This is a genomic window from Peribacillus sp. NPDC056705 (assembly GCF_043656335.1).
Map to the genome: position 1 here is coordinate 86,672 of NZ_JBHTYI010000008.1, position 21,075 is coordinate 107,746.

The window sequence follows — 21,075 nt, forward strand, 5'->3', positions numbered from 1 at the left end:
ATTCAATGAAACTAGTGAAATGAAGGAATGCCTTCAAATGGGTGTGAAAAAAGGAAAAGGAGCGGATGGGAAAATGAATAGAGATGCCGTCATAGTTTCTGCAGTTCGAACAGCCATTGGTAAACAGGGAGGTGCACTTGCATCGGTGCCCGCCCACGCATTTGGAGCAGAAGTGATGAAAGAAGCCATAAAACGAGCGAATGTCGAACCTCATATGATAGATGATGTAATCATGGGGAATGTGTTAAGCGGGGGTGGAAACATTGCCAGGTTAACGGCGCTGGAAACAGGCCTCTCGCTTCATCTTCCGGGACTGACTGTCGACCGTCAATGCGGCTCGGGAATAAATGCTGTCAACTTGGCTGCACAAGCGATCCGTGCAGGCGAAGGTGATGTCTATATCGCCGGTGGGGTCGAGAGCATGAGCAGGGCGCCATACTTGATGGATCGTCCGGAAAAAGCATATAGTGCAAAGCCGCCGCAGTTCAGAAAATCCCGGTTGTCCCCAAAAGTGATTGGGGATCCCCCAATGGGAATCACGGCTGAAAACTTAGCGGAAAAATATGAGGTCAGCAGGGAAGAACAAGATGAATTCGCACTACAAAGCCAAAAAAAGATGGCCAAAGCCGTGGAAGAGGGCCGTTTCAATGAGCAAATTGCGCCTATTCATATTCCCGTCAGAAAAGGCGACGATATTGAATTTAAATTGGATGAACATCCACGTCCGCAAATAACGAAAGAAGGGCTAGCCCAATTATCACCTGCTTTTTTAGAAGGAGGTTCCGTGACTGCAGGCAATAGTTCGGGATTGAATGATGCCGCATCGGCCCTAGTCATAATGTCGAGGGAAAAAGCGGTGGAATTGGGGATTAAGCCTTTAGCGACGATAAGGGCACAGGCCGTTGCAGGGGTAGATCCAAATTATATGGGGATAGGACCTGTTCCCGCTATAAGAAAGGTAATGAAGAAATCAGGTCTTTCTTTAAATGAAATGGACATCATTGAAATTAATGAAGCCTTCGCCGCTCAAGTCATTGCTTGTAATAGGGAGCTTGATATGAATCCCGCAAGAGTGAATGTGAACGGGGGAGCCATTGCACATGGACATCCACTAGGTGCGACGGGTGCCATCCTCATTACGAAAGCGGTTTATGAGTTGAAGCGTTCTGCTGGAAGGTTTGCTCTTATTACAGCTTGCATTGGTGGCGGGCAGGGAATTGCCACGATAATTGAACGTGAAGCCTGATTTTGTAAGAATGAGGACTCCAATTTACCAGAATACAATGAATTCCACGGAATGATTAGATGATAACAACCTTATATGCCCTATGAAGAAAACTTAAAAATGGCTACTCATGAACAGAACTAAGGAGGAATAAACCGATGACAATCACCTTAACCAAGGAAATGCAGCAAATGAAGGAAATGATCCGTAATTTTGTTGAAAGGGAAGTCGAGCCCTACGCCATACAAATTGAAGAAGAAGATGCCATCCCGGAGCATTTGGTGGAAAAAGCAAAAGACCTTGGCTTATTCGGGATAAGCATTCCGGAACAATATGGTGGAATTGGCTTGAATGCTGTTGGAAAGGCTACCGTATTAGAGCAGTTAGGAAGGACCCATAATGGATTCGTTTCATTAATAAGCGCCCATACCGGGATAGGCAGTACAGGTCTGGTTAAGCTTGCATCCGAACATTTGAAAAATAAATATTTGCCTGAAATGGCAGCAGGCACAAAAATTGGCGCCTTTGCTTTATCTGAACCAGGAGCGGGGTCTGATGCAACCAATTTGGCAACAACTGCAGAAAAGAAGGGTGATTACTGGGTGATGAATGGGACGAAACATTTCATCACGAATGGGCCGATAGCTGATGTTTATACCGTATTTGCTTTAACGGATAAAGATAAAGGAGCAAAGGGAGGGATTACAGCATTTTTAGTAGAAAGAGATTTTCCCGGTTTAATTGTCGGCAAAAAGGACAAAAAAATGGGGTTAAGGGGATCATATACCTCACAGGTCATTTTCGAGGATTGTATCATACCTGAAGAAAATGTTATTGGCGAAGTTGGAATGGGATATATCTCTGCCCTGAAAATTTTAGGTGAAGGGCGTGTAGGTTTGGCTGCAAGATCAGTGGGATCAAGTGGTAAATTGATTGAATTATCAGCCAAATATGCAAAAGAGCGCATTCAATTCGGCAAACCAATTGCGGACAACCAAGCGATTCAATGGATGCTTGCTGATATGGCAACCGAAACGGAAGCCGCAAGAGCATTGACGATGATGGCGGCACAAAAGATTGATGAAGGAAAAAAGGTGATCAAGGAAGCATCGATGGCAAAGCTGTTCGCTTCAGACGTTTTTAATCGGGTCGCGGATAAAGCGGTTCAAATTCATGGCGGAATGGGATATATGGCTGAATATCCAGTTGAACGTTTTTATCGGGATGCCCGCATAACGAAAATCTATGAAGGAACGAATGAAATCCAACGTTTAATCATATCAAGGAATGTCTTGGAAGAGTGTTAATTTCTTACTGTTTATTCGGGCAGGCAGTCTTTTGCCTATGAATCTTGAATTTCAAGGGGGAGGAACGAAATGGGAGAAGATATCGTAATCGTTAGTGCTGTTCGAACACCGATTGGAAAGTACGGTGGAGCATTTAAAGAGATTAGTTCCGGTCATTTGGCGAGCATAGCCATTAAAGAAGCGATTAAGCGTGCGAATATTGTAGCAGAACAAGTGGATGAAGTCATTTTCGGGGAGGTTAGGCAAACGACCGAATCCTCGAATGTCGCGAGAGTGGCAGCGCTGCGTTCCGGGATTCCCGATTCTGCACCGGCTTTTTCAGTAAACCGGTTATGTGCATCTGGAATGCAGGCCATCACCTCAGCAGCACAGCAGATAAGCTCAGGTCAAGCAAATATAGTCGTTGCCGGCGGTACGGAAAGCATGAGCCGCGCACCGCTTTATTTAAGAAGTGCCCGTTTTGGGGGAGATAGGACCAAGCTAGTGGATTCCAATACTGAAGCTGGACAGCAGCCACAAGAAATTTATGGAAAAAATTTAGGGATGGGAATCACTGCTGAAAATGTCGCAGAACGATACAGCATTTCCAGGGAAGAACAAGATGCCTTTTCAGTGGAAAGTCAACGAAGAGCGGCAAAAGCGATAGAAGAAGGAAAGTTCAAGGATGAGATTGTTCCTGTTCAGGTCTCTGACAGGAAGAGTATGGTTACCATTGAAACGGATGAATATCCACGTCCGGAAACTACAATGGAAAAACTTGCAAGTTTAAAACCGGCATTCAGGGAAAACGGAACCGTCACTGCAGGGAATGCTTGTGGCCGTAATGATGGGGCTGCTGCATTGGTATTAATGAAAGCGAGTGAAGCGAAACGGTTACAAATAAAACCACTCGCAAAGATTGTCGATTGGGCGACCGCGGGAGTTTCGCCTGAAGTGATGGGAATTGGTCCAGTACCAGCCGTCGGAAAACTTATGGAGCGCACCGGGAAAAAGGTAGAGGAAATCGGGCTTTTCGAATTAAATGAAGCGTTCGCTTCACAGGCATTGGCAGTAATCAGGGATTTATCGCTAGATGAAAACAAAGTTAATGTAAATGGGGGAGCGATCGCTCTTGGACACCCAGTCGGATCGACGGGCGCCCGGATCGTGACAACGCTAATATATGAACTGATTCGCAGGAAAGAAAGATATGGTGTTGCTACACTTTGTGTTGGCGGCGGACAGGGAATGGCTATCATGATTGAAACCGTATAGGCCAACGATTCAGGAGTGGAAACCCCATGCGTTTCTGCTTCTTTCCGTATATAAGTTGAATCGCGCCAAAGTGAGGGGGAGGAAGATTGCCTGTTGAAGTGGAAGATATTCGTAATCAATTCGAAAGTAGTGCATTCTTTGCACATATAGGTTTTGAAATCATTCGGTTTGAAGAGGGGAATGTTACGATAAAGTTGAACATAGAAGAACATTTGCTTAATGTTAATGGAACACTGCACGGGGGCATTCATGCTACCATGCTGGATACCATTCTAGGAATGGTGACTCGTTCCGTTACCAAATCCAAAGTAGTTACGACAAGCTTAACTGTACATTATTTGGCCAGCATATCGAGCGGGGAACTACTTGCGGAAGCAAAAGTCCTTCAAAAAGGATACAAAATTGCCTTTACTGAAGGAGAAATAAAAGATACTGAGGGCAACACAATTGCAAAGGGCACAGGGATTTTTAAAATCATTCGTGATAAATGAGGCAAGGATGATCAAGTTGGCAGACAAATGACTTTGCTCCATTTTAATTGATAAGAATGAGGTGTGAAAAAAATTGACTAGAACTTGGCATGGATTTTATCCGAAAGAAACTCCTGCTGAAATTGACATTCCTGTATTGTCATTATATGGACTACTTGAACGTTCAGCCCGACTTTATCCAACTTGCAAAGCCGTAATAGATGGGGATCGGGAAATGACATTTATGGAATTAAAGGATGCCTCATATCGTTTTGCTGTTAATTTATGCAACCGTGGATTTCAAAAAGACGATCGTATAGCGATCATGCTGCCAAATTGTCTAGAATATATCATTGCCTATTATGCCATTCATCGTTTGGGAGGTGTGGTCGTTCAAGTGAACCCACTGTATCAGGCGAGTGAATTGGATTATATATTACGGGATTCCGAAGCCAATTGGTTCATTGGGCGTGAGGAACAACGGGGAAAATTATTGCTAACAAGTTTTTCTGATAGGTTAACGTTCATTTCTGCCGAACAATTAATGGAAACTGGAACGGATCTATCAAGGAAAGATCAGGAACTCCCTGCTCTGGCTCTCGATCCGAAGGAAGCTGTGGCTGTACTTCAATATACAGGGGGGACTACAGGGAAATCAAAAGGGGTCATGCTCACGCATTTTAATTTAATCTCGAATGTTTATCAAGATTTTGCCTTTACGGCAAATGCCCTTCAACTCCAAAGGCCTGGGGAACGGATGCTTGGATTGACCCCATTATTCCATGTGTTTGGCAATGGACGATTGAATAGTGCCATATATGCCGGATCGACTTTTATCACATTAGAGAAATTTGAAATAAACAAGGTGGTGGATTTGATTCGAACACATCGGCCAACCATTTTTCCAGGCGTACCGACCATGTATATTGCTTTACTGAATCACCCGGAATTAACGGCGGACGATTTAAGCTGCTTTAAGTACTGCAGCTGTGGTTCAGCCCCGCTCCCGATAGAAATCATTCATCAGTTCGAAAAAAATTTACGGGTCACGATATTGGAAGGGTTTGGCATGTCGGAAACTTCACCCACTACCCACCGAAATCCAGTCATAGGGCAGAAAAAACCAGGAAGTATCGGTATTCCATACCCAAATACCGACGCTAAAATCGTCGACCTGAAAACAGGCATTGTTGAATTGACGGCAGGTGATAGAGGCGAACTGATCATTAAAGGTCCGCAAGTAATGAAGGGATATTGGAAAAATTCAGAGGAAACCTCAACGGCTTTGCGGGATGGATGGCTTTACACTGGAGATATCGCGACGATGGATGAAGACGGATATTTTTATATCGTAGGCAGGAAGAAAGATATGATCATTGCAAGCGGTTATAATGTTTATCCAATCGAAGTTGAAGATATTATTTATCAGCATCCAGCCGTAAAAGAGACATGTGTATATGGGGTTCCGGATTCATACCGTGGGGAAACGGTAAAGGCGGCCATTGTCTTAAAGAAAGGAAAGTCAGTTCCGGAGCAGGAAATCAGGGAGTTTTGCGTGCAACGATTGGCCAGATACAAAGTGCCGCGAAGTTTTGACTTCAGGGAACAACTGCCAAAATCAGCTGTAGGGAAAATATTACGCAGAATTTTAATGGAGGAAGTGACACAGAGCCCTACTGTCAGGGAGAGATAAGCAAATCATTTAAAGTTAGGTAGCTCATATGAAACCCTAAATAAGTGAAACCTTTTTTTGAGGTTCCCCTTATTTAGGGTTTTCCATCTTATCTTTATAAACTATAAAACTACTTTCCTTTTAGGGGAATATCAAATGAAGTCCCCTCCACCAATATTTCATGAGATTCACCATCGGCTATATCATCGGTAGTGAATGTAAATGAATCGAGCCGTTCGAAGTTTTCCTCGGGATCAACCAAAAGACCAATTGTGCCATTTCTTATTTCTCCTGGTTGGTAATCTGATCGGCTTACTTTTTTTGTCCCCATAAAAGTATCCCCGGAATGGATGAAAGTTTTAGAAGGCACATCATATGTAAGATCATCATTGAAAGTCACATTTTCCATGCTGAAGAACTGAAGTTCCTTCGAATCTTTATTTTCCACGGAATATGTTATCTCCAGATAGGAAACCTCTTCATCAATATCCGTTTTAGACAGCGCAGCTTTTTGATCGATTTCCTCCATGGATAAATCCTCTTTATAATATATCGAATAGGCCTCATCAAAACTCAAACCCGTATAGGACTTGAGCTCCTCCTTTGCTTCATCTGTGAGTGAAGACAATTGAATCCTGCGGATATCCTTGATTGTGATGACCATGGGTGCCAATTCAAATGACTCATTAATGGACTTCGTTTCAAGCAATGTGAAGGTTCCCCAATTTTTTTGGCGGACCTTATCGCCGACTTGTTCTAGATGGATCCCGCCATATTCCTGCACCTCAGGAATTTTGGACTCCTTGGCTTCCGCATTTTTTCCTTTTTCCGTTTTATCGATCTCGAAATAATTGTAGGCAATTACACTTAATAAAATAAGCAATAATCCAGCAATTGCTGAAATGATCCACCGTTTACGGATACTACATCACTCCTTGTCCTAAACCATTGATGTCATAAACTATAATATACCATTTTTTCGCAAATGGCGGGATTGGGCAACTGAAGAAATTAAAAGGTTGAGCCCGGTAGACTTCCTGGTACATGCCTCAAGGCTGCTTAATTAAATAAAGTGTTTAACTTTTATACGATTGGCAATCACTTTGTTGAAACGGTTAGGACTCATACCTCATTGAGTAAAGGACAAGCAAAAAAGCTTGCCGTCGATACGATGCAAAATGTCAACCTATCAAATCCCGCGAATCTATTAAAAGCTATCCTTTTCAATTGTATGAACATAAAAGCTGATGATGAATTGGACAACTAAAGAACCGATTTACAAACTCTTAACATTGGATTAATGTGGGATTTATATTAAATGATTATGATTAAACCGTAACAAACAGTAATGAACATTAATAATTCCACATTAATTGGAGGCGCTTTTTATGAATTGCACATTCAAGAAGAATTGTTACAAGTCTATTCAAGCTGTGATGTTAGGGGTGAGTGTACTAGGATTAGCTGCTTGTGGATCAACTAAAGAGGAGGCTGCTCCAGTAGTTAAGGATCCAAGTTCGTTAACCCTGAAGGAAATTGAAACAAAGGCAAAAGAAGAGGGGACAATTAATAGTGTGGGTATGCCTGATTCATGGGCTAACTGGGGAGAAACGTGGAATGAAGTGATGAAAAAATACACATTGGAACACAATGATACAGATTTATCCAGTGCCGAAGAGATTGCCAAAATGGAATCGGAAGGAGAGAATGCAACAGCTGATATCGGCGATGTAGGGGTTTCCTTTGGGCCCATCGCGGAAAAAAAAGAATTGACGATGCCATATAAAACCTCCTATTGGGACGAGGTACCTGACTGGGCAAAAGATGACGATGGAGATTGGGTTGTTGGCTACCAAGGAACGATTGCATTCTTAACTAATAAAGAACTAGTAGATAACCCGCCAAAATCATGGGATGACATATTAAAGGGAGATTATAAAGTAACAGTTGGAGATGTTCAGCGTGGTACGCAGAACCAAATGGCCGTTCTTGCTGCCGCTAAGGCTTACGGTGGTGATGAAACAAATCTCCAACCAGGAATTGACTATTTTGCTAAGCTTGCCAAGCAAGGGCGCCTTAGCCTAACTGATGCCAAGCCGGCTAACATCGAAAAAGGGGAAGTGGAAGTTGCCCTTGTTTGGGATTTCAATGCTCTTGGTTACGCTGACCAAATTAACCGCGATCAATTTGATGTCGCCATTCCAAGTGAAGGTTCAGTCGTAAGCGGCTACGCAACTATTATTAACAAAAATGCAAAGCATCCGCATGCGGCGATGGCAACTAGAGAATATATCTTAAGCGATGAAGGGCAAATTAACTTAGCTAAAGGATTTGCCCGTCCAATTCGCGATGTAGAACTACCGAAAGAAGTAGCTGAAAAAATGGTTCCAGAAGAACAGTACAAAAATGCAAAACCAATTGAAGATTACAAAGCTTGGGAAGAAACGGCAAAGAAATTACCACAGCTTTGGCAAGAAGAGGTGTTAGTACATGTCAAATAAAGTAATAGCAATTATTGTTGATGGTATGAGATATGATAAAGCATGTGAGGCTCTTGGATTTATTCAACATCTAGTTGAAACAAATCAGGCAGCACTTTACAAAGTAAAGTCGGAACTCCCAAGTCTTTCCCGTCCATTATATGAAGTGTTACTAACGGGTACACCGGCATCAGTGAACGGAATTACTTCCAATCAAGCCGTTCGCTTATCTACTGAGAAAAGTCTCTTTCATCTTACGAAAGAAAACGGCTTAAGAAACGGAACAGTATCTTATTACTGGGTAAGCGAACTTTATAATCGTGCGCCATTCCATTTTATTGAAGACCGTGAGCAAGAGGATGGGTCTAAGCCAATTCAATATGGAAAATTTTATTGGGATGATGACTATCCAGACAGCCATGTGTTAATGGATGCTGAAGCTTTGCGCAGAAAGTATGACCCACACTTTTTATATATTCATCCGCTCGGTGTAGATGTAAAAGGAGAAATTTTCGGTTCCGAATCGAAAGAATATCGTGAACAAATCTTAAAAATGGGCAGCTTGTTGGCACAACTTTTGCCAATTTGGATCAAAGAAGGTTACCACATTTTAATTACATCTGATCATGGTATGAGTGAAACTGGCAATCATGGCGGCATAACAGATGGTGAGCGTGATGTACCGCTCTTTATCATGAGTCCAAAAGTTGAGCCTGGTGTATACAATGAAGTGGTTCCGCAATTGGCTTTTGCACCGCTCGTTTGTGAACTTTTAAATATAGAGCCGTCCAATAAAATGATATCATATCAATTTCCAGGTCTGAAAGGAAAAAATACCCTTTAAGGTAGATACAATATTTCAAAATAAATGAAGAATGAAGGTTGACGGGAATTGGTTTAACGAACGTACTGTTGAACCAATTCCCAAATTGTTAGAGAACAAAGAGGAGCGAGAAGTCTTGCGAAAAATAAAAAAACAAAAAATTTACTTATTAGCTCTTTTACTGCCATTTATTTTGTTTGTGATTGGATTTGAATTAGGACCATTAGTAGCAATGATTAAAAATAGTTTTTATGCTGACGATGGAATTCAAGTTACGATCGATCAATATCTCACCATATTTAAAAGTGGATTTTACTTGCAAGCCATTCAAAATAGCCTAGTCATTTCTTTATTTTCTGCTGTAACTTCTGTGATTATAGCGGTCATTGCAGCCTATTCGTTTACAAAGTTCTCACAAAAAATACAAAATCGATTACTGATGATTGCCAATATGACGTCGAACTTTGAGGGGATTCCCCTTTCATTTTCATTTATTATTTTACTTGGAAACAATGGGTTATTTACATTGCTATTTTCTAAAATGGGTTTGGATGTGTTTGCGGATTTTAATTTATATTCATGGACAGGGCTCATTCTTGTTTATATATATTTTCAAATTCCTCTTGCCGTTATGCTCATTTACCCGTCTTATCAAGGAATTAAGCAACAATGGAAAGAAGCCTCTTCATTATTAGGAGGATCAACTTTATCATTTTGGCTTCGTATAGGGGTTCCAGTTCTTTTACCTAGTATTGTAGGTACATTCAGTATTTTGTTTGCTAATGCGATGGGAGCTTACGCTACAGCCTATGCATTAGTAGGCAGCAACTATAACTTATTGTCATTGCAAATTGCTTCTCTAGTTGCTAGTGACGTTGCATTAAAGCCGCAGCTAGGTAGTGCGTTGGGAGTTCTTCTAGCAGCGACCATGATAGGGGCGATGTGGTTCAATGAACGAATGATGCGCCGCATTAGGAGGGATTTACGATGAAACCTTCATTGACTTTTCATAAGGTGATTGTTGGATTACTAGTTATATATTTATTAATTCCGCTTATAGGAACATTTGTATTCTCGATTGCCGGTAAATGGGATCATACCATTTTACCTGAGAGTTATACAATGAAATGGTATATTGAATTATTTCAAGATGAACGATTTTTTGATGCTTTTCGACGTACGCTGTTTTTAATTGTCATGTCTGTAGGTCTTAGTGTTGTTATTATGCTGCCGACTATTTTTATCATCACGGTATATTTCAGTAAATGGGAAGGATTGCTTCAAGCAGCAGCTATGCTTCCTTATGGAATTCCTCCCATTGTAGGAGCTGTAGGGTTAATCAAGTTATATTCTGCTGGACCGATTCCAATTGCCGGAACACCTTGGATTTTAATTGGTGCTTACTTCATTACGATTCTGCCATTTATGTATCAAGGTATTCGTAACAGTCTTCGTACGCTTAATGCCGTGCAGCTTGTTGATGCAGCTGAATTGCTCGGTGCTACGAAATTCCAGGCGTTTCGGACAGTGGTGTTTCCAAATATTATATCTGGTATTTTAGTGTCTACCTTATTATCAGTCGCACTATTATTTAGTGAGTTTGCTTTTGCCAATTTGCTTGTCGGGGGCAGATTTGAAACGCTGCAAATTTATCTTGCAGAAAAACTGAACAGCAGTGGTCACTTAACAAGTGCAATTGTTATTACGTATTATTCCGTGATTTTACTTTTAACGGGGACTGTATTAAAACTTACGTTTAGAAACGAAAAAAATCCTGTCATGTCAAATAAGAAGCGAATTCTTTCATTTTTAAAAAAACAATACGCTAATAAAAATACTGCTATTGAAGGTGAAAAATAATGGGCTATGTAACCATCGATCAAGTGACTAAGGGGTATGAAAATCAAGTCGTTCTAAATGACATTTCTTTAACATTAAAAAAAGGAGAATTTGCTACACTTCTTGGGCAAAGCGGATGCGGAAAAAGTACATTATTACGTTCCATTGCGGGGCTTGAGGGTGTTGATATAGGTAGAATCTTAATTGATGGAAAAGATATTACTAATTTATCACCGCGTCAGCGTGAAGTCGGTATGGTATTTCAGTCTTATGCGCTTTTCCCGAATATGACCGTTTTTGACAATATCGCTTACGGCCTTAAAATGAAAAAGGTAAAGAATGTTAAATCAAGAGTGAAAAAGATGATTGATATGGTTGATTTAATAGGAAAAGAAGAGTCTTATCCTCATCAGTTATCTGGCGGGCAACAGCAGAGGGTTGCTCTTGCCCGTGCGCTTGTCATGGAGCCAAAAGTACTGCTTTTGGATGAGCCGTTAAGCGCATTGGATGCTAAAATTAGAAAAAGTTTGCAAAAAGAATTAAAGAGAATACAGAAAGAATTAGATATTACAACAATTTTTGTTACTCATGATCAGGAAGAAGCAATGACGATGTCTGATCGAATTTTTGTCATGAATAAAGGAAAAGTTGTACAATCCGGTTCTCCATCAGAAATTTATACTTCTCCAGTCAATACATTTGTTGCAAAATTTATCGGAAATTATAATGTTTGTAATATGGAAGTTTTCCATAAACTTGTTCGCAGCACAGAATTAAAAGGAAATGAAATCGCCATTCGTCCTGAAGTTTTACAATTAGTTTCTGTTGGTGAGGATAGCTTGGATTTACAAGAGAACTGGGGAATTAAAGGGTTTATTAAAGACGTTTCTATGACAGGGAATGTATTAAGATATGAAGTAGAAACAGAGGAGTCCGCGTTCCTTGTAGATTATCTTCACCACCGAGGGAAAATGTTTGAGCAAGGAGCACGCGTTCAAATTCTTGTACCGAAGAAAGAATGTGTTATTTTATGAATTATTAATGACCACGGGGGGAAGAAATATGTCTGTTTTGCCAGAAGAAAGAAAGAATGAAATTTTAAAAGAACTTAACAAAATGGGAAAAGTTAAAGTAATGGAATTAGTTGATCAATTTAATGTTTCAGAGGAAACGATTCGGCGCGATTTGATGATGTTAGAGGAAAAAGGACTTTTAAAGAGGGTTTACGGTGGGGCGATTAAAACAGTTTTTGAATTTGAGGAGCCTCCATTTACACAACGTACAACAGTGAATCAAGAAGCGAAAATCAAGGTTGGGAAAAAAGCAGTAGAACTTGTTTCTAATGGAGATGTGATTGCCATTGATGTAGGGACAACCATGCTTGAATTTGCGCAGTTTATTGAAAATAAAAAAGACATTACGATTTTAACCAATTCTCTTCCTGTATCGTCTGTGTTAACCGAATTGCTCAATGATAATAAGTTTACAGGACAAATTCTATTACTAGGAGGACAAATTGATCCAAAGCATCAATCTATAAGCGGCGGTCTCACTGAACAAATGTTAAATCAATTTAATATTGATAAAGCATTCATTTCAGCTGGTGGTGTTTCCATTCAAAGTGGGGTTAGTAATTATCATTTACATGAAACATTAGTTTCACGCAAGATGGTCGAGGTATCAAAGCAAGTTATATTGCTAACGGATTACTCTAAAATTGGTGTTGACACATTTAGTAAAGTTTGTCCTCTAGAAAAAGTCGATGTGATTGTCTGTGAGCAACCATTTCCAGAGGAATGGAGAAATCATTCAAAATTAGAGGAAGTCAATTGGATACAAGCATAGCCCATAATATATATCGAGATGGAAGAGGGAGTACTCTCTTTTTTGATTGGATTTTTATTGATAGCAGGTATAAAGCTAGAAAGTGAATTTAATAGATAAAATGAGAAAAGGGGCTATATAGCATGAGTTTCATTGCGATAGATTTAGACGGAACATTATTAAACGACCAGAATGAAATTAGTGAAGAAAATATAAAGGCGATTCAATATGCCCAAGATAGAGGATTTGAAGTAGTCATTTCAACAGGACGGGCTTATTTTGACGTTCAAACAATTTGTGAAAAAGCCGGGATTTCCCCATTAGTAATAGGAACAAATGGAGCAACCATTCATTCAAAAAGCGGAAAGCGCATTTCTTCTATTACGATAACTAAAGATCGTGTCGAATCTATTCTCCAATGGTTAGATGAACGGAATTATTATTACGAAGTGTTTACTGATAAAGCCATTTATACTCTTAAAAAGGGAAGAGAAGATTTCCATAATGAGATTAAAAGTTTGAAAAACGCAGATTTGAATACAGATATGAAAGAATTAGTTGAAGTAGCGGAAAGGCAATTTGACCAGTTTGGATATGTTTTAGTTGAAAACTATCATGATATCTTAAAACAGGAGGAAGAATTCTATAACATATTGGCATGTTCTTTTGATGAAAAAAAATTAGAGGAAGCATGGAGCAAATTCAAACAGTTTGATGAGCTGATGGTTGTTTCATCTGCTGATCACAACATTGAAATGACTAGTAAAAGAGCTTCAAAAGGAATGGCTCTTGAAAAATTGGCTATATTGATGAATGGCTCCTTAGATCAAGCTATGGCAATCGGGGACAGCAACAATGATTTATCCATGTTCGAGAAAGTTGAATACAGCGTAGCGATGGGAAATGCGAAAGATGTCATAAAAGCTGTTTGTACAACGACAACCCTTAAAAATGATGAGAATGGGGTAGCTTATGCGATTTATCGATATATGGAGAACTTCGTGGTTCCAAAATAAGTGTCAATGCCGAAGGAGCGAGCCATAAAATGGCATGGATATATATCATAATGGCAGGACTTTTGGAAATCGTCTGGGTGATCGGTCTTAAATATTCACACGGATTCACCAAAATTATACCTAGTATAGTAACGGTAGTTATTATAATCTTTAGTTTCTTTTTACTTTCAAAAGCTTTACATTCCATTCCCTTAGGAACTGGTTACTCCATTTTTACTGGATTGGGAACGGTGGGAACGGTAGTAACTGGGATGATTTTTTTGGGAGAGACCATTAATCCACTGAAAGTATTTTTTATGGCTTTAATGGTATTGGGGATAATTGGAATAAAAATCAATCCAGCACAACCTAAACATTAAAGGAAGTGAAATGATTTATTCAAGGTTAGGGGATGATTCAATGGCTTGGTTTTTTCTTCTTATTGCCGGATTTGCCGAGATTGGCAGTGTTATAAGCCTGAAACGTGCAAAAGGGTTTAAAAAATTGCTTCCCACTGTAGCTTGTCTTTTTTTGGGGAGTTTAAGCTTTTATTTTCTTTCTTTGTCATTAACTTCCATTCCAGTTGGGACTGCCTATGCAATATGGACCAGTATCGGCTCTGTTGGAAGTGTTTTAGCTGGAATGATCTTCTTTAATGAACCTAGAAGTTTAAGATTAATCCTATTTATTATGTGTATTATTGCAGGGGCTGTAGGTATTAAAATGACTTCTGGACATTAAGTTCAGAGTTTTAAATGGAAATAAGTGGAGAAAGGTAATACCAATGGAGGAGAAGCGAGATGAAAACTATTCCTGATTTAAGGATGCTGCATTCTGATCTGACCGTTTACAACTGCCATAATCTCTGCTTCAATTTTCGAATTTTTGAATTATTCAATGTAATGGTGCGATACTTCAATAACGAAGTGTCGCTTTTTTATGACCTTCCGCTAAAGTCGTACCCGTCCTAAAAATAGCTAACTATTTTCTTCGTCGATAAGTCGCTTTCATAGCTTACCTTATCTTGTGCAAATCTGGTCCTCGCTTATGATACGTTCCGGATCCTCGAGACAATCGTTCCCCGAACATCTTGGCTCTTTTGTTCTCCTTTTTGAACATTCGCTTGAAGAGAATAATGAATTTTTTGTATTTTCAATATTTACAGTAAATATTTGAAATGGTAGTATAACAATATCTATTAAGAATTATCAAATTATAAGGTTTTTTCAAAAAAATCATTTTTTTATTATAATGAAAGTTTTTAAAACTAAAATATTGATATTATAGCTAGAATATTTTGTATTTATTTTTTTAGGGGATGAATGATGATGATCAAAAAAATGTCAAATGCAATAAAGTCAACTGAAATAGTAGAGCAAACATCTGGAATATATGAAGAAGCTGTGAGATTAAGAAGAATGATCCATGAAAATCCTGAACTTGGATTTGAAGAGCATAAAACGGCTGAAATAATTGCGAATTATTTAAACGATCTTGGAATTGAAGTGACATCCGGAGTGGCTAAGACTGGTGTTGTGGGTATTCTTCGTGGAGATAAAGAGGGACCTGTGCTTGCTTTGCGAGCTGATATTGATGCTTTACCTATACAGGAGAAGACGGATGTAAGCTACAAATCTAAAAATCCTGGGGTTATGCATGCTTGCGGACATGATATGCATACCGCAATGTTACTATCTGCCGCTAATATTTTATCTCAAAATAAGCATCATATCGCGGGTACAATAAAATTCATTTTTCAACCTGCTGAAGAGATGAAGGGCGGGGGAATAATGATGGTTGAAGAAGGGGTATTGAGCAACCCTCCCGTCGACCATGCTTTTGCTTTTCATGTTTGGCCTGAATTAGCTACTGGAACTTATGGTTTTAGAAATGGTGCGATAATGGCAAGTATGGATTCTTTTGATGTTGTATTAAAAGGTAAACAAGGTCACGGGGCAGCACCGCATCAAGGAGTAGATGCTATTGTGGGTGCTGCTCATGTTGTAACAGCTCTACAAACAATTGTTAGCAGAGAAACAGATCCAGTAGATTCCGTTGTTATTACAATCGGAACAATTGAAGCAGGGGATGGCTATAATATTATTCCTGAAAAAGCTAGTTTTAAAGGAACTGTACGAACACTTAATGCGAGCACTCGTAAGGAAGTGGCTGCAAGCATTCAACGAATTATCGAAGGAGTGGCTTCCGCACTTAAATTAGAAGTTGAAATAAACTATAACTTTACAGTGGGGTATCCTGTTACAATGAATGATCCAAAATTTAATGAACATGTTGCTGCCATTGCTACTGATTTATTTGGAGAAAACTCAGTGCAGTGGTTGTCTAAACCAAGTATGGCAAGTGAAGATTTTGCCTTCTATTTAGAAAAAGTCCCTGGTACATTTGTCTTCTTGGGAGTAGGAGAAAACACTGAGGATCCGATGAAGCTGCATAGTGACGTATTTTTACCAGATGAAAAAGCGATGATCCAAGGGATTTCCCTTATCGTAGGACTAGCTATGAATACAACTGAAAAAATTCAATAAATTAAAAAATGATAAGCAAAAACAGTGTTGGTTTTCCTTTTAGAATCAGCATAATTTGTAGAAAAGGAGTGTAATATAGTGCAAGAAAATTCTCTGCGTAATTGGAAAATTCATTTATTTGTTTTGATATTAGTCTGTGTTACAGAATTTATTGGCGTCAAAACGTTTAACATTGGGATTGGAGCCATTGCATTATTTCCAATGTTGTATGCATTAATTATCGGAGCCATTATTAGTTTACCTTCTTTCAAAATTTTAAAAATGAAGGAAATGAATGTAGCGGCCAATATTTTAGGGATTTCATTCATGCTTTTTGTAGCCAAATTGGGGATGTTAATGGGGCCTTCATTGCCGAAGATATTTGATGCTGGGATTTCTTTAGGATTACAAGAAGTGGGACATTTCGCAGGTACTATCCTATTAGGGTTACCGATTGCTTTATTACTTGGAATGAAAAGAGAAGCAGTCGGTGCTACTTTTTCAATCGATAGAGAACCTAACTTAGCCATTATCGCTGAGAAATATGGCTCGGATTCACCAGAAGGACGGGGAGCGCTGGGCGTATATGTTTGCGGTACTTTGTTTGGGGCTTTATATCTGTCAGTGTTAGCAAGTTTTTTGGCTCAAACTGGCTGGTTTCATCCAATTTCACTAGCCATGGGTGCGGGTGTAGGCTCAGGTAGTATGATGGCTGCCATGTCAGGGGCATTAGCTGTTATTTTCCCGGAATCCGCAAAGGATATCGCAGTTTTTGCTGGTGCTGCTAACTTAATTACAACAATTTTAGGAACGTATATATGTGTATTCTTTTCTCTTCCTTTTACAAACTATTTATACAAAAAATTTGAGCCTATTTTAGGGCGAAAGTCAAAAAAAGATCAAATCAAAAATATTGAAGCATAGGGCATAAAGGGGAGATTTTATATGAAAGATAAAATATTGACTTTTATAATTATCGGCATAATAGCTATTATGGGAAATTGGATTGGATACAATGTTTCACCAATTGACGCATTACCAGGTATGATGATCATTGTTGCTGTAACGATATTAGGGTTCTTTTTCGCAAAAATCTCCCCTATTAAACTACCAATCGTTGTTTGGGTTTCTATGTTAGCCTTATTGGTTACAACTCCGATTTTTCCAGGAAACGCATCAATCATTAAAATAACAGAACAAGTTAATTTTATGGCCTTGGCAACACCTATTTTGGCTTATGCTGGCCTTTCTTTCGGGAAAGATTTGAAAGACTTTAAGAAATTGGGATGGCGTATAGTTGTTATATCTCTAGTTGTATATACAGGAACATTTTTACTATCAACCCTAGTTGCAGAAATTGGTTTTAGATTAACTGGTAAATTCCATTAAGTTTTTGTGTTCGTGCTACTAGTATTTCACCTAAAACCAAGGAAACGAAAAAGATGTCTACGCTGTATGAGATGTCAAAAGAGCAGCACAGTTTCACTTTAACTTTAATGGCTTTATAAAATGTCCGATCCTAAGAATATGGAATCGGGCATTTTTTTTTGCAAGGAAAGCATCAATTTCTCCCGTAAGAATTGAAGTATTAGGTTCCTAGATTGGTATCTGATTTCCAATGGATATAGATATGATTAGCAAAATATCCTACGCAATATATAGCCATTTATACTCTTTAACATTGAAGCAGCCGGAGGATTGCAGTTATTTCAATGTCTGTTTCATATAATGAAGCAATTTATAAACAGTTAGTTGGAAAAGAAAAGCAACAAATATCTCATGAATTAGATAATTGGAAGCCTCTTTCTTAAGTAGTCTAATGTAATTTAAGGAATATATATTGATTTGACTATGGAAGGATTGAGAAGCCTATATTTTGGAGAGTTAGATGAACCAGAAAAATTAGACGTGTAAAAGGGTGTCGAATTCAGACATTTGATGATAGTAGGTCAAGATAAGAAGAGATTCATAATGAAATCCTATCCTTATTAGAGAGTTTAGAATGCTGATACCATAATGCCAAAGAGAAATAATCAACCATATATTAGATTGATTATTTCTCAAATTAATAATCATCAAAGTATTCTTCTAAGAATAACCTTATACCGAATACTAATACTGTACCCGAAATACCTTCTATGGCACTATTAACACTCTCTCTTTTTAAGACCATTCTTTAGCTGTCGTATTAGTACGCTATAGAGTAAGTACCAAAGACCTGTAAGTGCTGTAAAAGTGAGTCCCATTAAAATAAATTGGAAAAAATGACCTTACAACTTAAAAAAAATGAGGTAAGAAGCTTAAAACCGTTGTTTTCGGGTTGATTTTGAAAGTTTTATTGATTTATTTTCGCTAACAAATGTTGAACCTAAAAGCAATATACCACCAAGCATTTGAACAAATGTCATTTGCTCTTGCAAGATAAGAGCAGAAATCAGTATCGCTACAAATGGATCTACATAGCTTAGCATAGCAATACTTTGTCCTTTTAACTTTTGCATACCTGAAAAAAATAACCAAAATCCAATACCAGTGTTAACAATCCCTAATAGTATTATAAAGGGAATGGATGATCTGGATACTTCCAAGATACTAAATCCCTCAGTAATAAGCACATATGGTAATAGCAGCAAAGCAGTTGTTCCAAGTTGGATCATGGTAATCTCTAATTTGGCCATGTTTTGAATGAATTTATTTAATAACATTAATGCAGCGTAAAATGCAGCTGCAACTAATCCAAAAAAGATCCCAAGCAGATCACCTTCTCCAGATGCACTTATGCCATTTCCAACAATCAATAACATACCTAATATCGCAAGACCAATACAAACAATCTTTTTGATAGGTAATTGTTCCTTAAGGATAATTGGTGAGAAAATCATGACAAACACAGGTGCAAAGTAATACCCTAATGTTGCGTTAGTGATTGTTGTATAATCGTATGATTGATAGAGAAAAATCCAATTCCCTCCTAATGCAATACCAGAAAGAAATAGGGTGGAAGCATTAGTTTTCACTGATTTCCACGAAATGGATTTTTTTAACATAAAAAATACGAACATTAAAAATAGACATCCGATTGAACTACTTAGTAAAGCTGTTTCACTCGAAGATAAATCAATGTATCTTTGCACTAAACCGATCGTACCAAAGATTATCATTGATAATATAAACTGAATGTTAGATTTCATCGTCTACTCCTTCGAATCTGCGAAACAGCTTATATTTCGCAGATTCTTAATCTGTTTTTAATATAAGCTTATTCAGTACGGTTTTAACAAATGGAGTAACCGGTGGTGGCGGTGATGTTGAAAATGGCTTCCAAGTGTTTAAGTTTGTATTTGATAATGGCATCATAATTCCCCCCATTTTTTCTATTAATAGATTTTGAAAGTGACAAGTTAAGCATTCCTTCATATAAAGCTGCAATGACAGAAGCTAGGTTGCCTTGTCATTGCTTTAGAAGATGTTGTTCTTGCTTTAATTCATGATGTAAGACCTCACCAATACGTTTTATACCTTCCCTAATTTGTTCTTTCGTTGTATTCGAGTAATTTAGCCGTAATGTGTTCTTTTGTGTACCATTTGGAAAAAATGGAATACCAGGAACAATGGCCACATTATTTTTCAAGCACTCCACAAAGATTTTACTTGAATCAACAGAAGCAGGAAGCTCCACCCAAATAAATAACCCGCCTTCCGGCTTGCTGTAGGAGATGTTTTCAGGGAAAAATTGATCGATGCAGGAAATCATCGTTATGCATCTTTCTTTGTATACGGCTTTAATATTTTCAATATGAGCCTCTATATCATAAAGTTCCATATATTTAGCCGTGATCCGCTGTGCAAAGCTGTCAGAGTGTAAGTCTGCTATCTGCTTAAATGCCACGTATTTTTCAATAAATACTTCATTCGCACAAATCCAGCCAAGCCGAAGTCCCGGTGTGAAGATTTTCGAAAAGGTGCTCAGATAAATGACCCGGCCTTCTGTATCAAAATATTTTACTGGCGGAAGGGCAGTTCCAGAAAACCGGATAGCTCCGTACGGATTATCTTCCAAAATCAAAACATCATACTGGCTGGCGAGCTCGATCATCCTTTTTCTTCTTTCAAGCTTGAGCGTTCGGCCTGTCGGGTTTTGAAAATCGGGAATGGTATAAATGAATTTTGCCTGGGGATTCTCCTGAAGCCGTTTCTCCAGTGCGTCCATCATCATGCCGTCTTCATCCATCTCTACTTCTACAAAGTTGGCATTGTATACTTTAAAGGCATTGACCGCAGCCAGGTATGTAGGGCTTTCGCAAATGATGGTATCCCCTTCGTCAAGAAAGAGCTTTCCTGTCAGGTCAATAGCTTGCTGGGACCCTGATGTAATCACGATTTGCTGTAAATGGGCTTGAATACCGATCGCATCCATCCGCTTAATGATCGCGTTTCTAAGCGGGATATATCCTTCTGTTGTACTGTATTGAAGGGAAGCAGGGCCATCTTCTTTAAGAACGGCTTCACATGCCACATTCAGTTCCACCATGGGAAACAGTTCCGGAGCCGGGAGACCTCCTGCAAAAGAAATCACTTCTGGCCGTTCTGTGACCTTTAAGATTTCACGAGTTTCAGAAAATTTAACCAAACTAGCTCTCTTTGCAAATTTGTTGTGCATT

The 21,075-nt window shown here is 38.9% G+C and carries 21 protein-coding genes and 1 pseudogene; 18 read left to right on the top strand and 4 right to left on the bottom strand.

Translation table 11 applies throughout. The features are described from left to right. The first annotated feature begins 73 nt into the window (after nt 1-73). From ACFRAK_RS12930 to ACFRAK_RS12950, 5 genes are all read left to right on the top strand, one after another. A complete protein-coding gene (locus ACFRAK_RS12930; protein ID WP_394571862.1) occupies nt 74-1,246 on the top strand; it encodes a thiolase family protein in 1,173 nt (390 codons plus the stop codon). 137 nt (nt 1,247-1,383) lie between these two features. Beyond that, entirely contained in the window at nt 1,384-2,532 is a 1,149-nt protein-coding gene (locus ACFRAK_RS12935; RefSeq protein WP_387595393.1) for an acyl-CoA dehydrogenase family protein, read from the top strand. Between the two features lie 69 nt (nt 2,533-2,601). Next, nucleotides 2,602-3,786, top strand: a complete 1,185-nt coding sequence (locus ACFRAK_RS12940; protein ID WP_387595396.1) for a thiolase family protein — start codon at nt 2,602-2,604, stop codon at nt 3,784-3,786. Between the two features lie 86 nt (nt 3,787-3,872). Next, complete coding sequence (locus ACFRAK_RS12945) at nt 3,873-4,277, top strand: PaaI family thioesterase (RefSeq protein WP_387595399.1); 405 nt, start codon at nt 3,873-3,875, stop codon at nt 4,275-4,277. Nucleotides 4,278-4,350: 73 nt separating this feature from the next. Continuing rightward, nucleotides 4,351-5,949 (top strand): long-chain-fatty-acid--CoA ligase, encoded by a 1,599-nt coding sequence (locus ACFRAK_RS12950; protein WP_394571828.1) that lies wholly within the window; start codon nt 4,351-4,353, stop codon nt 5,947-5,949. Nucleotides 5,950-6,058: 109 nt separating this feature from the next. Here the strand turns inward: ACFRAK_RS12950 and ACFRAK_RS12955 are convergent, their stop codons facing one another. Further along, on the bottom strand, nt 6,059-6,811 hold the full coding sequence (locus ACFRAK_RS12955) for a hypothetical protein (protein ID WP_394571829.1): 753 nt from the start codon (nt 6,809-6,811) through the stop codon (nt 6,059-6,061). Between the two features lie 249 nt (nt 6,812-7,060). Here ACFRAK_RS12955 and ACFRAK_RS12960 point away from each other — a divergent pair, with 249 nt between their 5' ends. From ACFRAK_RS12960 to ACFRAK_RS13020, 13 genes are all read left to right on the top strand, one after another. Beyond that, entirely contained in the window at nt 7,061-7,195 is a 135-nt protein-coding gene (locus tag ACFRAK_RS12960) for a hypothetical protein (protein ID WP_394571830.1), read from the top strand. Nucleotides 7,196-7,316: 121 nt separating this feature from the next. Then, complete coding sequence (locus tag ACFRAK_RS12965; protein ID WP_387595408.1) at nt 7,317-8,429, top strand: ABC transporter substrate-binding protein; 1,113 nt, start codon at nt 7,317-7,319, stop codon at nt 8,427-8,429. Continuing rightward, nucleotides 8,419-9,252, top strand: coding sequence for an alkaline phosphatase family protein (locus tag ACFRAK_RS12970; protein ID WP_387595411.1), 834 nt, complete (start codon nt 8,419-8,421; stop codon nt 9,250-9,252). Before ACFRAK_RS12965 ends, ACFRAK_RS12970 begins: the two co-directional genes overlap by 11 nt. Before the next feature lie 115 nt (nt 9,253-9,367). Then, nucleotides 9,368-10,222, top strand: coding sequence for an ABC transporter permease (locus tag ACFRAK_RS12975; protein WP_387595414.1), 855 nt, complete (start codon nt 9,368-9,370; stop codon nt 10,220-10,222). After that, nucleotides 10,219-11,091: an ABC transporter permease gene (locus ACFRAK_RS12980; protein WP_387595417.1), complete on the top strand. Its 873-nt coding sequence runs from the start codon at nt 10,219-10,221 to the stop codon at nt 11,089-11,091. The genes ACFRAK_RS12975 and ACFRAK_RS12980 overlap by 4 nt, the downstream gene beginning before the upstream one ends. Beyond that, nucleotides 11,091-12,104, top strand: coding sequence for an ABC transporter ATP-binding protein (locus tag ACFRAK_RS12985; RefSeq protein WP_387595420.1), 1,014 nt, complete (start codon nt 11,091-11,093; stop codon nt 12,102-12,104). The genes ACFRAK_RS12980 and ACFRAK_RS12985 overlap by 1 nt, the downstream gene beginning before the upstream one ends. 28 nt (nt 12,105-12,132) lie before the next feature. Continuing rightward, complete coding sequence (locus tag ACFRAK_RS12990; protein ID WP_387707785.1) at nt 12,133-12,915, top strand: DeoR/GlpR family DNA-binding transcription regulator; 783 nt, start codon at nt 12,133-12,135, stop codon at nt 12,913-12,915. Nucleotides 12,916-13,037: 122 nt separating this feature from the next. After that, entirely contained in the window at nt 13,038-13,910 is an 873-nt protein-coding gene (locus ACFRAK_RS12995) for a Cof-type HAD-IIB family hydrolase (RefSeq protein ID WP_387595425.1), read from the top strand. A gap of 29 nt (nt 13,911-13,939) precedes the next feature. After that, nucleotides 13,940-14,269, top strand: coding sequence for a DMT family transporter (locus ACFRAK_RS13000; protein ID WP_387595428.1), 330 nt, complete (start codon nt 13,940-13,942; stop codon nt 14,267-14,269). Nucleotides 14,270-14,309: 40 nt separating this feature from the next. After that, entirely contained in the window at nt 14,310-14,630 is a 321-nt protein-coding gene (locus tag ACFRAK_RS13005) for a DMT family transporter (protein WP_387708885.1), read from the top strand. 584 nt (nt 14,631-15,214) lie between these two features. Then, nucleotides 15,215-16,435, top strand: coding sequence for a M20 metallopeptidase family protein (locus ACFRAK_RS13010; RefSeq protein ID WP_387595431.1), 1,221 nt, complete (start codon nt 15,215-15,217; stop codon nt 16,433-16,435). A 78-nt stretch (nt 16,436-16,513) separates the two neighbouring features. Then, nucleotides 16,514-17,338, top strand: a complete 825-nt coding sequence (locus ACFRAK_RS13015) for a DUF3100 domain-containing protein (RefSeq protein ID WP_192204383.1) — start codon at nt 16,514-16,516, stop codon at nt 17,336-17,338. Nucleotides 17,339-17,359: 21 nt separating this feature from the next. Beyond that, nucleotides 17,360-17,803: a hypothetical protein gene (locus ACFRAK_RS13020; RefSeq protein WP_387595434.1), complete on the top strand. Its 444-nt coding sequence runs from the start codon at nt 17,360-17,362 to the stop codon at nt 17,801-17,803. Nucleotides 17,804-18,479: 676 nt separating this feature from the next. Here ACFRAK_RS13020 and ACFRAK_RS13025 read toward each other — a convergent pair. The 3 genes and pseudogenes from ACFRAK_RS13025 to ACFRAK_RS13035 all read right to left on the bottom strand — a co-directional run. Next, nucleotides 18,480-18,739: pseudogene (locus ACFRAK_RS13025) on the bottom strand (LysE family translocator); the annotation flags it as partial. Further along, the gene (locus ACFRAK_RS13030; RefSeq protein ID WP_394571831.1) at nt 18,715-19,605 is read right to left on the bottom strand and encodes a DMT family transporter; all 891 of its coding nucleotides are present in this window, start codon (nt 19,603-19,605) and stop codon (nt 18,715-18,717) included. The gene ACFRAK_RS13030 and the pseudogene ACFRAK_RS13025, both read right to left, overlap by 25 nt. Nucleotides 19,606-19,865: 260 nt before the next feature. Beyond that, entirely contained in the window at nt 19,866-21,074 is a 1,209-nt protein-coding gene (locus ACFRAK_RS13035; protein WP_394571832.1) for an aminotransferase-like domain-containing protein, read from the bottom strand. Between the last annotated feature and the right edge of the window lies 1 nt (nt 21,075).

Excerpts from the sequence above, each read along its gene's own strand:
- ACFRAK_RS12930 (WP_394571862.1), top strand. The coding sequence starts at position 74 with ATGAATAGAGATGCCGTCATAGTTTCTGCAGTTCGAACAGCCATTGGT.
- ACFRAK_RS12935 (WP_387595393.1), top strand. The coding sequence starts at position 1,384 with ATGACAATCACCTTAACCAAGGAAATGCAGCAAATGAAGGAAATGATC.
- ACFRAK_RS12940 (WP_387595396.1), top strand. The coding sequence starts at position 2,602 with ATGGGAGAAGATATCGTAATCGTTAGTGCTGTTCGAACACCGATTGGA.
- ACFRAK_RS12965 (WP_387595408.1), top strand. The coding sequence starts at position 7,317 with ATGAATTGCACATTCAAGAAGAATTGTTACAAGTCTATTCAAGCTGTG.
- ACFRAK_RS12970 (WP_387595411.1), top strand. The coding sequence starts at position 8,419 with ATGTCAAATAAAGTAATAGCAATTATTGTTGATGGTATGAGATATGAT.
- ACFRAK_RS12980 (WP_387595417.1), top strand. The coding sequence starts at position 10,219 with ATGAAACCTTCATTGACTTTTCATAAGGTGATTGTTGGATTACTAGTT.
- ACFRAK_RS12985 (WP_387595420.1), top strand. The coding sequence starts at position 11,091 with ATGGGCTATGTAACCATCGATCAAGTGACTAAGGGGTATGAAAATCAA.
- ACFRAK_RS12990 (WP_387707785.1), top strand. The coding sequence starts at position 12,133 with ATGTCTGTTTTGCCAGAAGAAAGAAAGAATGAAATTTTAAAAGAACTT.
- ACFRAK_RS12995 (WP_387595425.1), top strand. The coding sequence starts at position 13,038 with ATGAGTTTCATTGCGATAGATTTAGACGGAACATTATTAAACGACCAG.
- ACFRAK_RS13000 (WP_387595428.1), top strand. The coding sequence starts at position 13,940 with ATGGCATGGATATATATCATAATGGCAGGACTTTTGGAAATCGTCTGG.
- ACFRAK_RS13005 (WP_387708885.1), top strand. The coding sequence starts at position 14,310 with ATGGCTTGGTTTTTTCTTCTTATTGCCGGATTTGCCGAGATTGGCAGT.
- ACFRAK_RS13010 (WP_387595431.1), top strand. The coding sequence starts at position 15,215 with ATGATGATCAAAAAAATGTCAAATGCAATAAAGTCAACTGAAATAGTA.
- ACFRAK_RS13020 (WP_387595434.1), top strand. The coding sequence starts at position 17,360 with ATGAAAGATAAAATATTGACTTTTATAATTATCGGCATAATAGCTATT.
- ACFRAK_RS13030 (WP_394571831.1), bottom strand. The coding sequence starts at position 19,605 with ATGAAATCTAACATTCAGTTTATATTATCAATGATAATCTTTGGTACG.
- ACFRAK_RS13035 (WP_394571832.1), bottom strand. The coding sequence starts at position 21,074 with ATGCACAACAAATTTGCAAAGAGAGCTAGTTTGGTTAAATTTTCTGAA.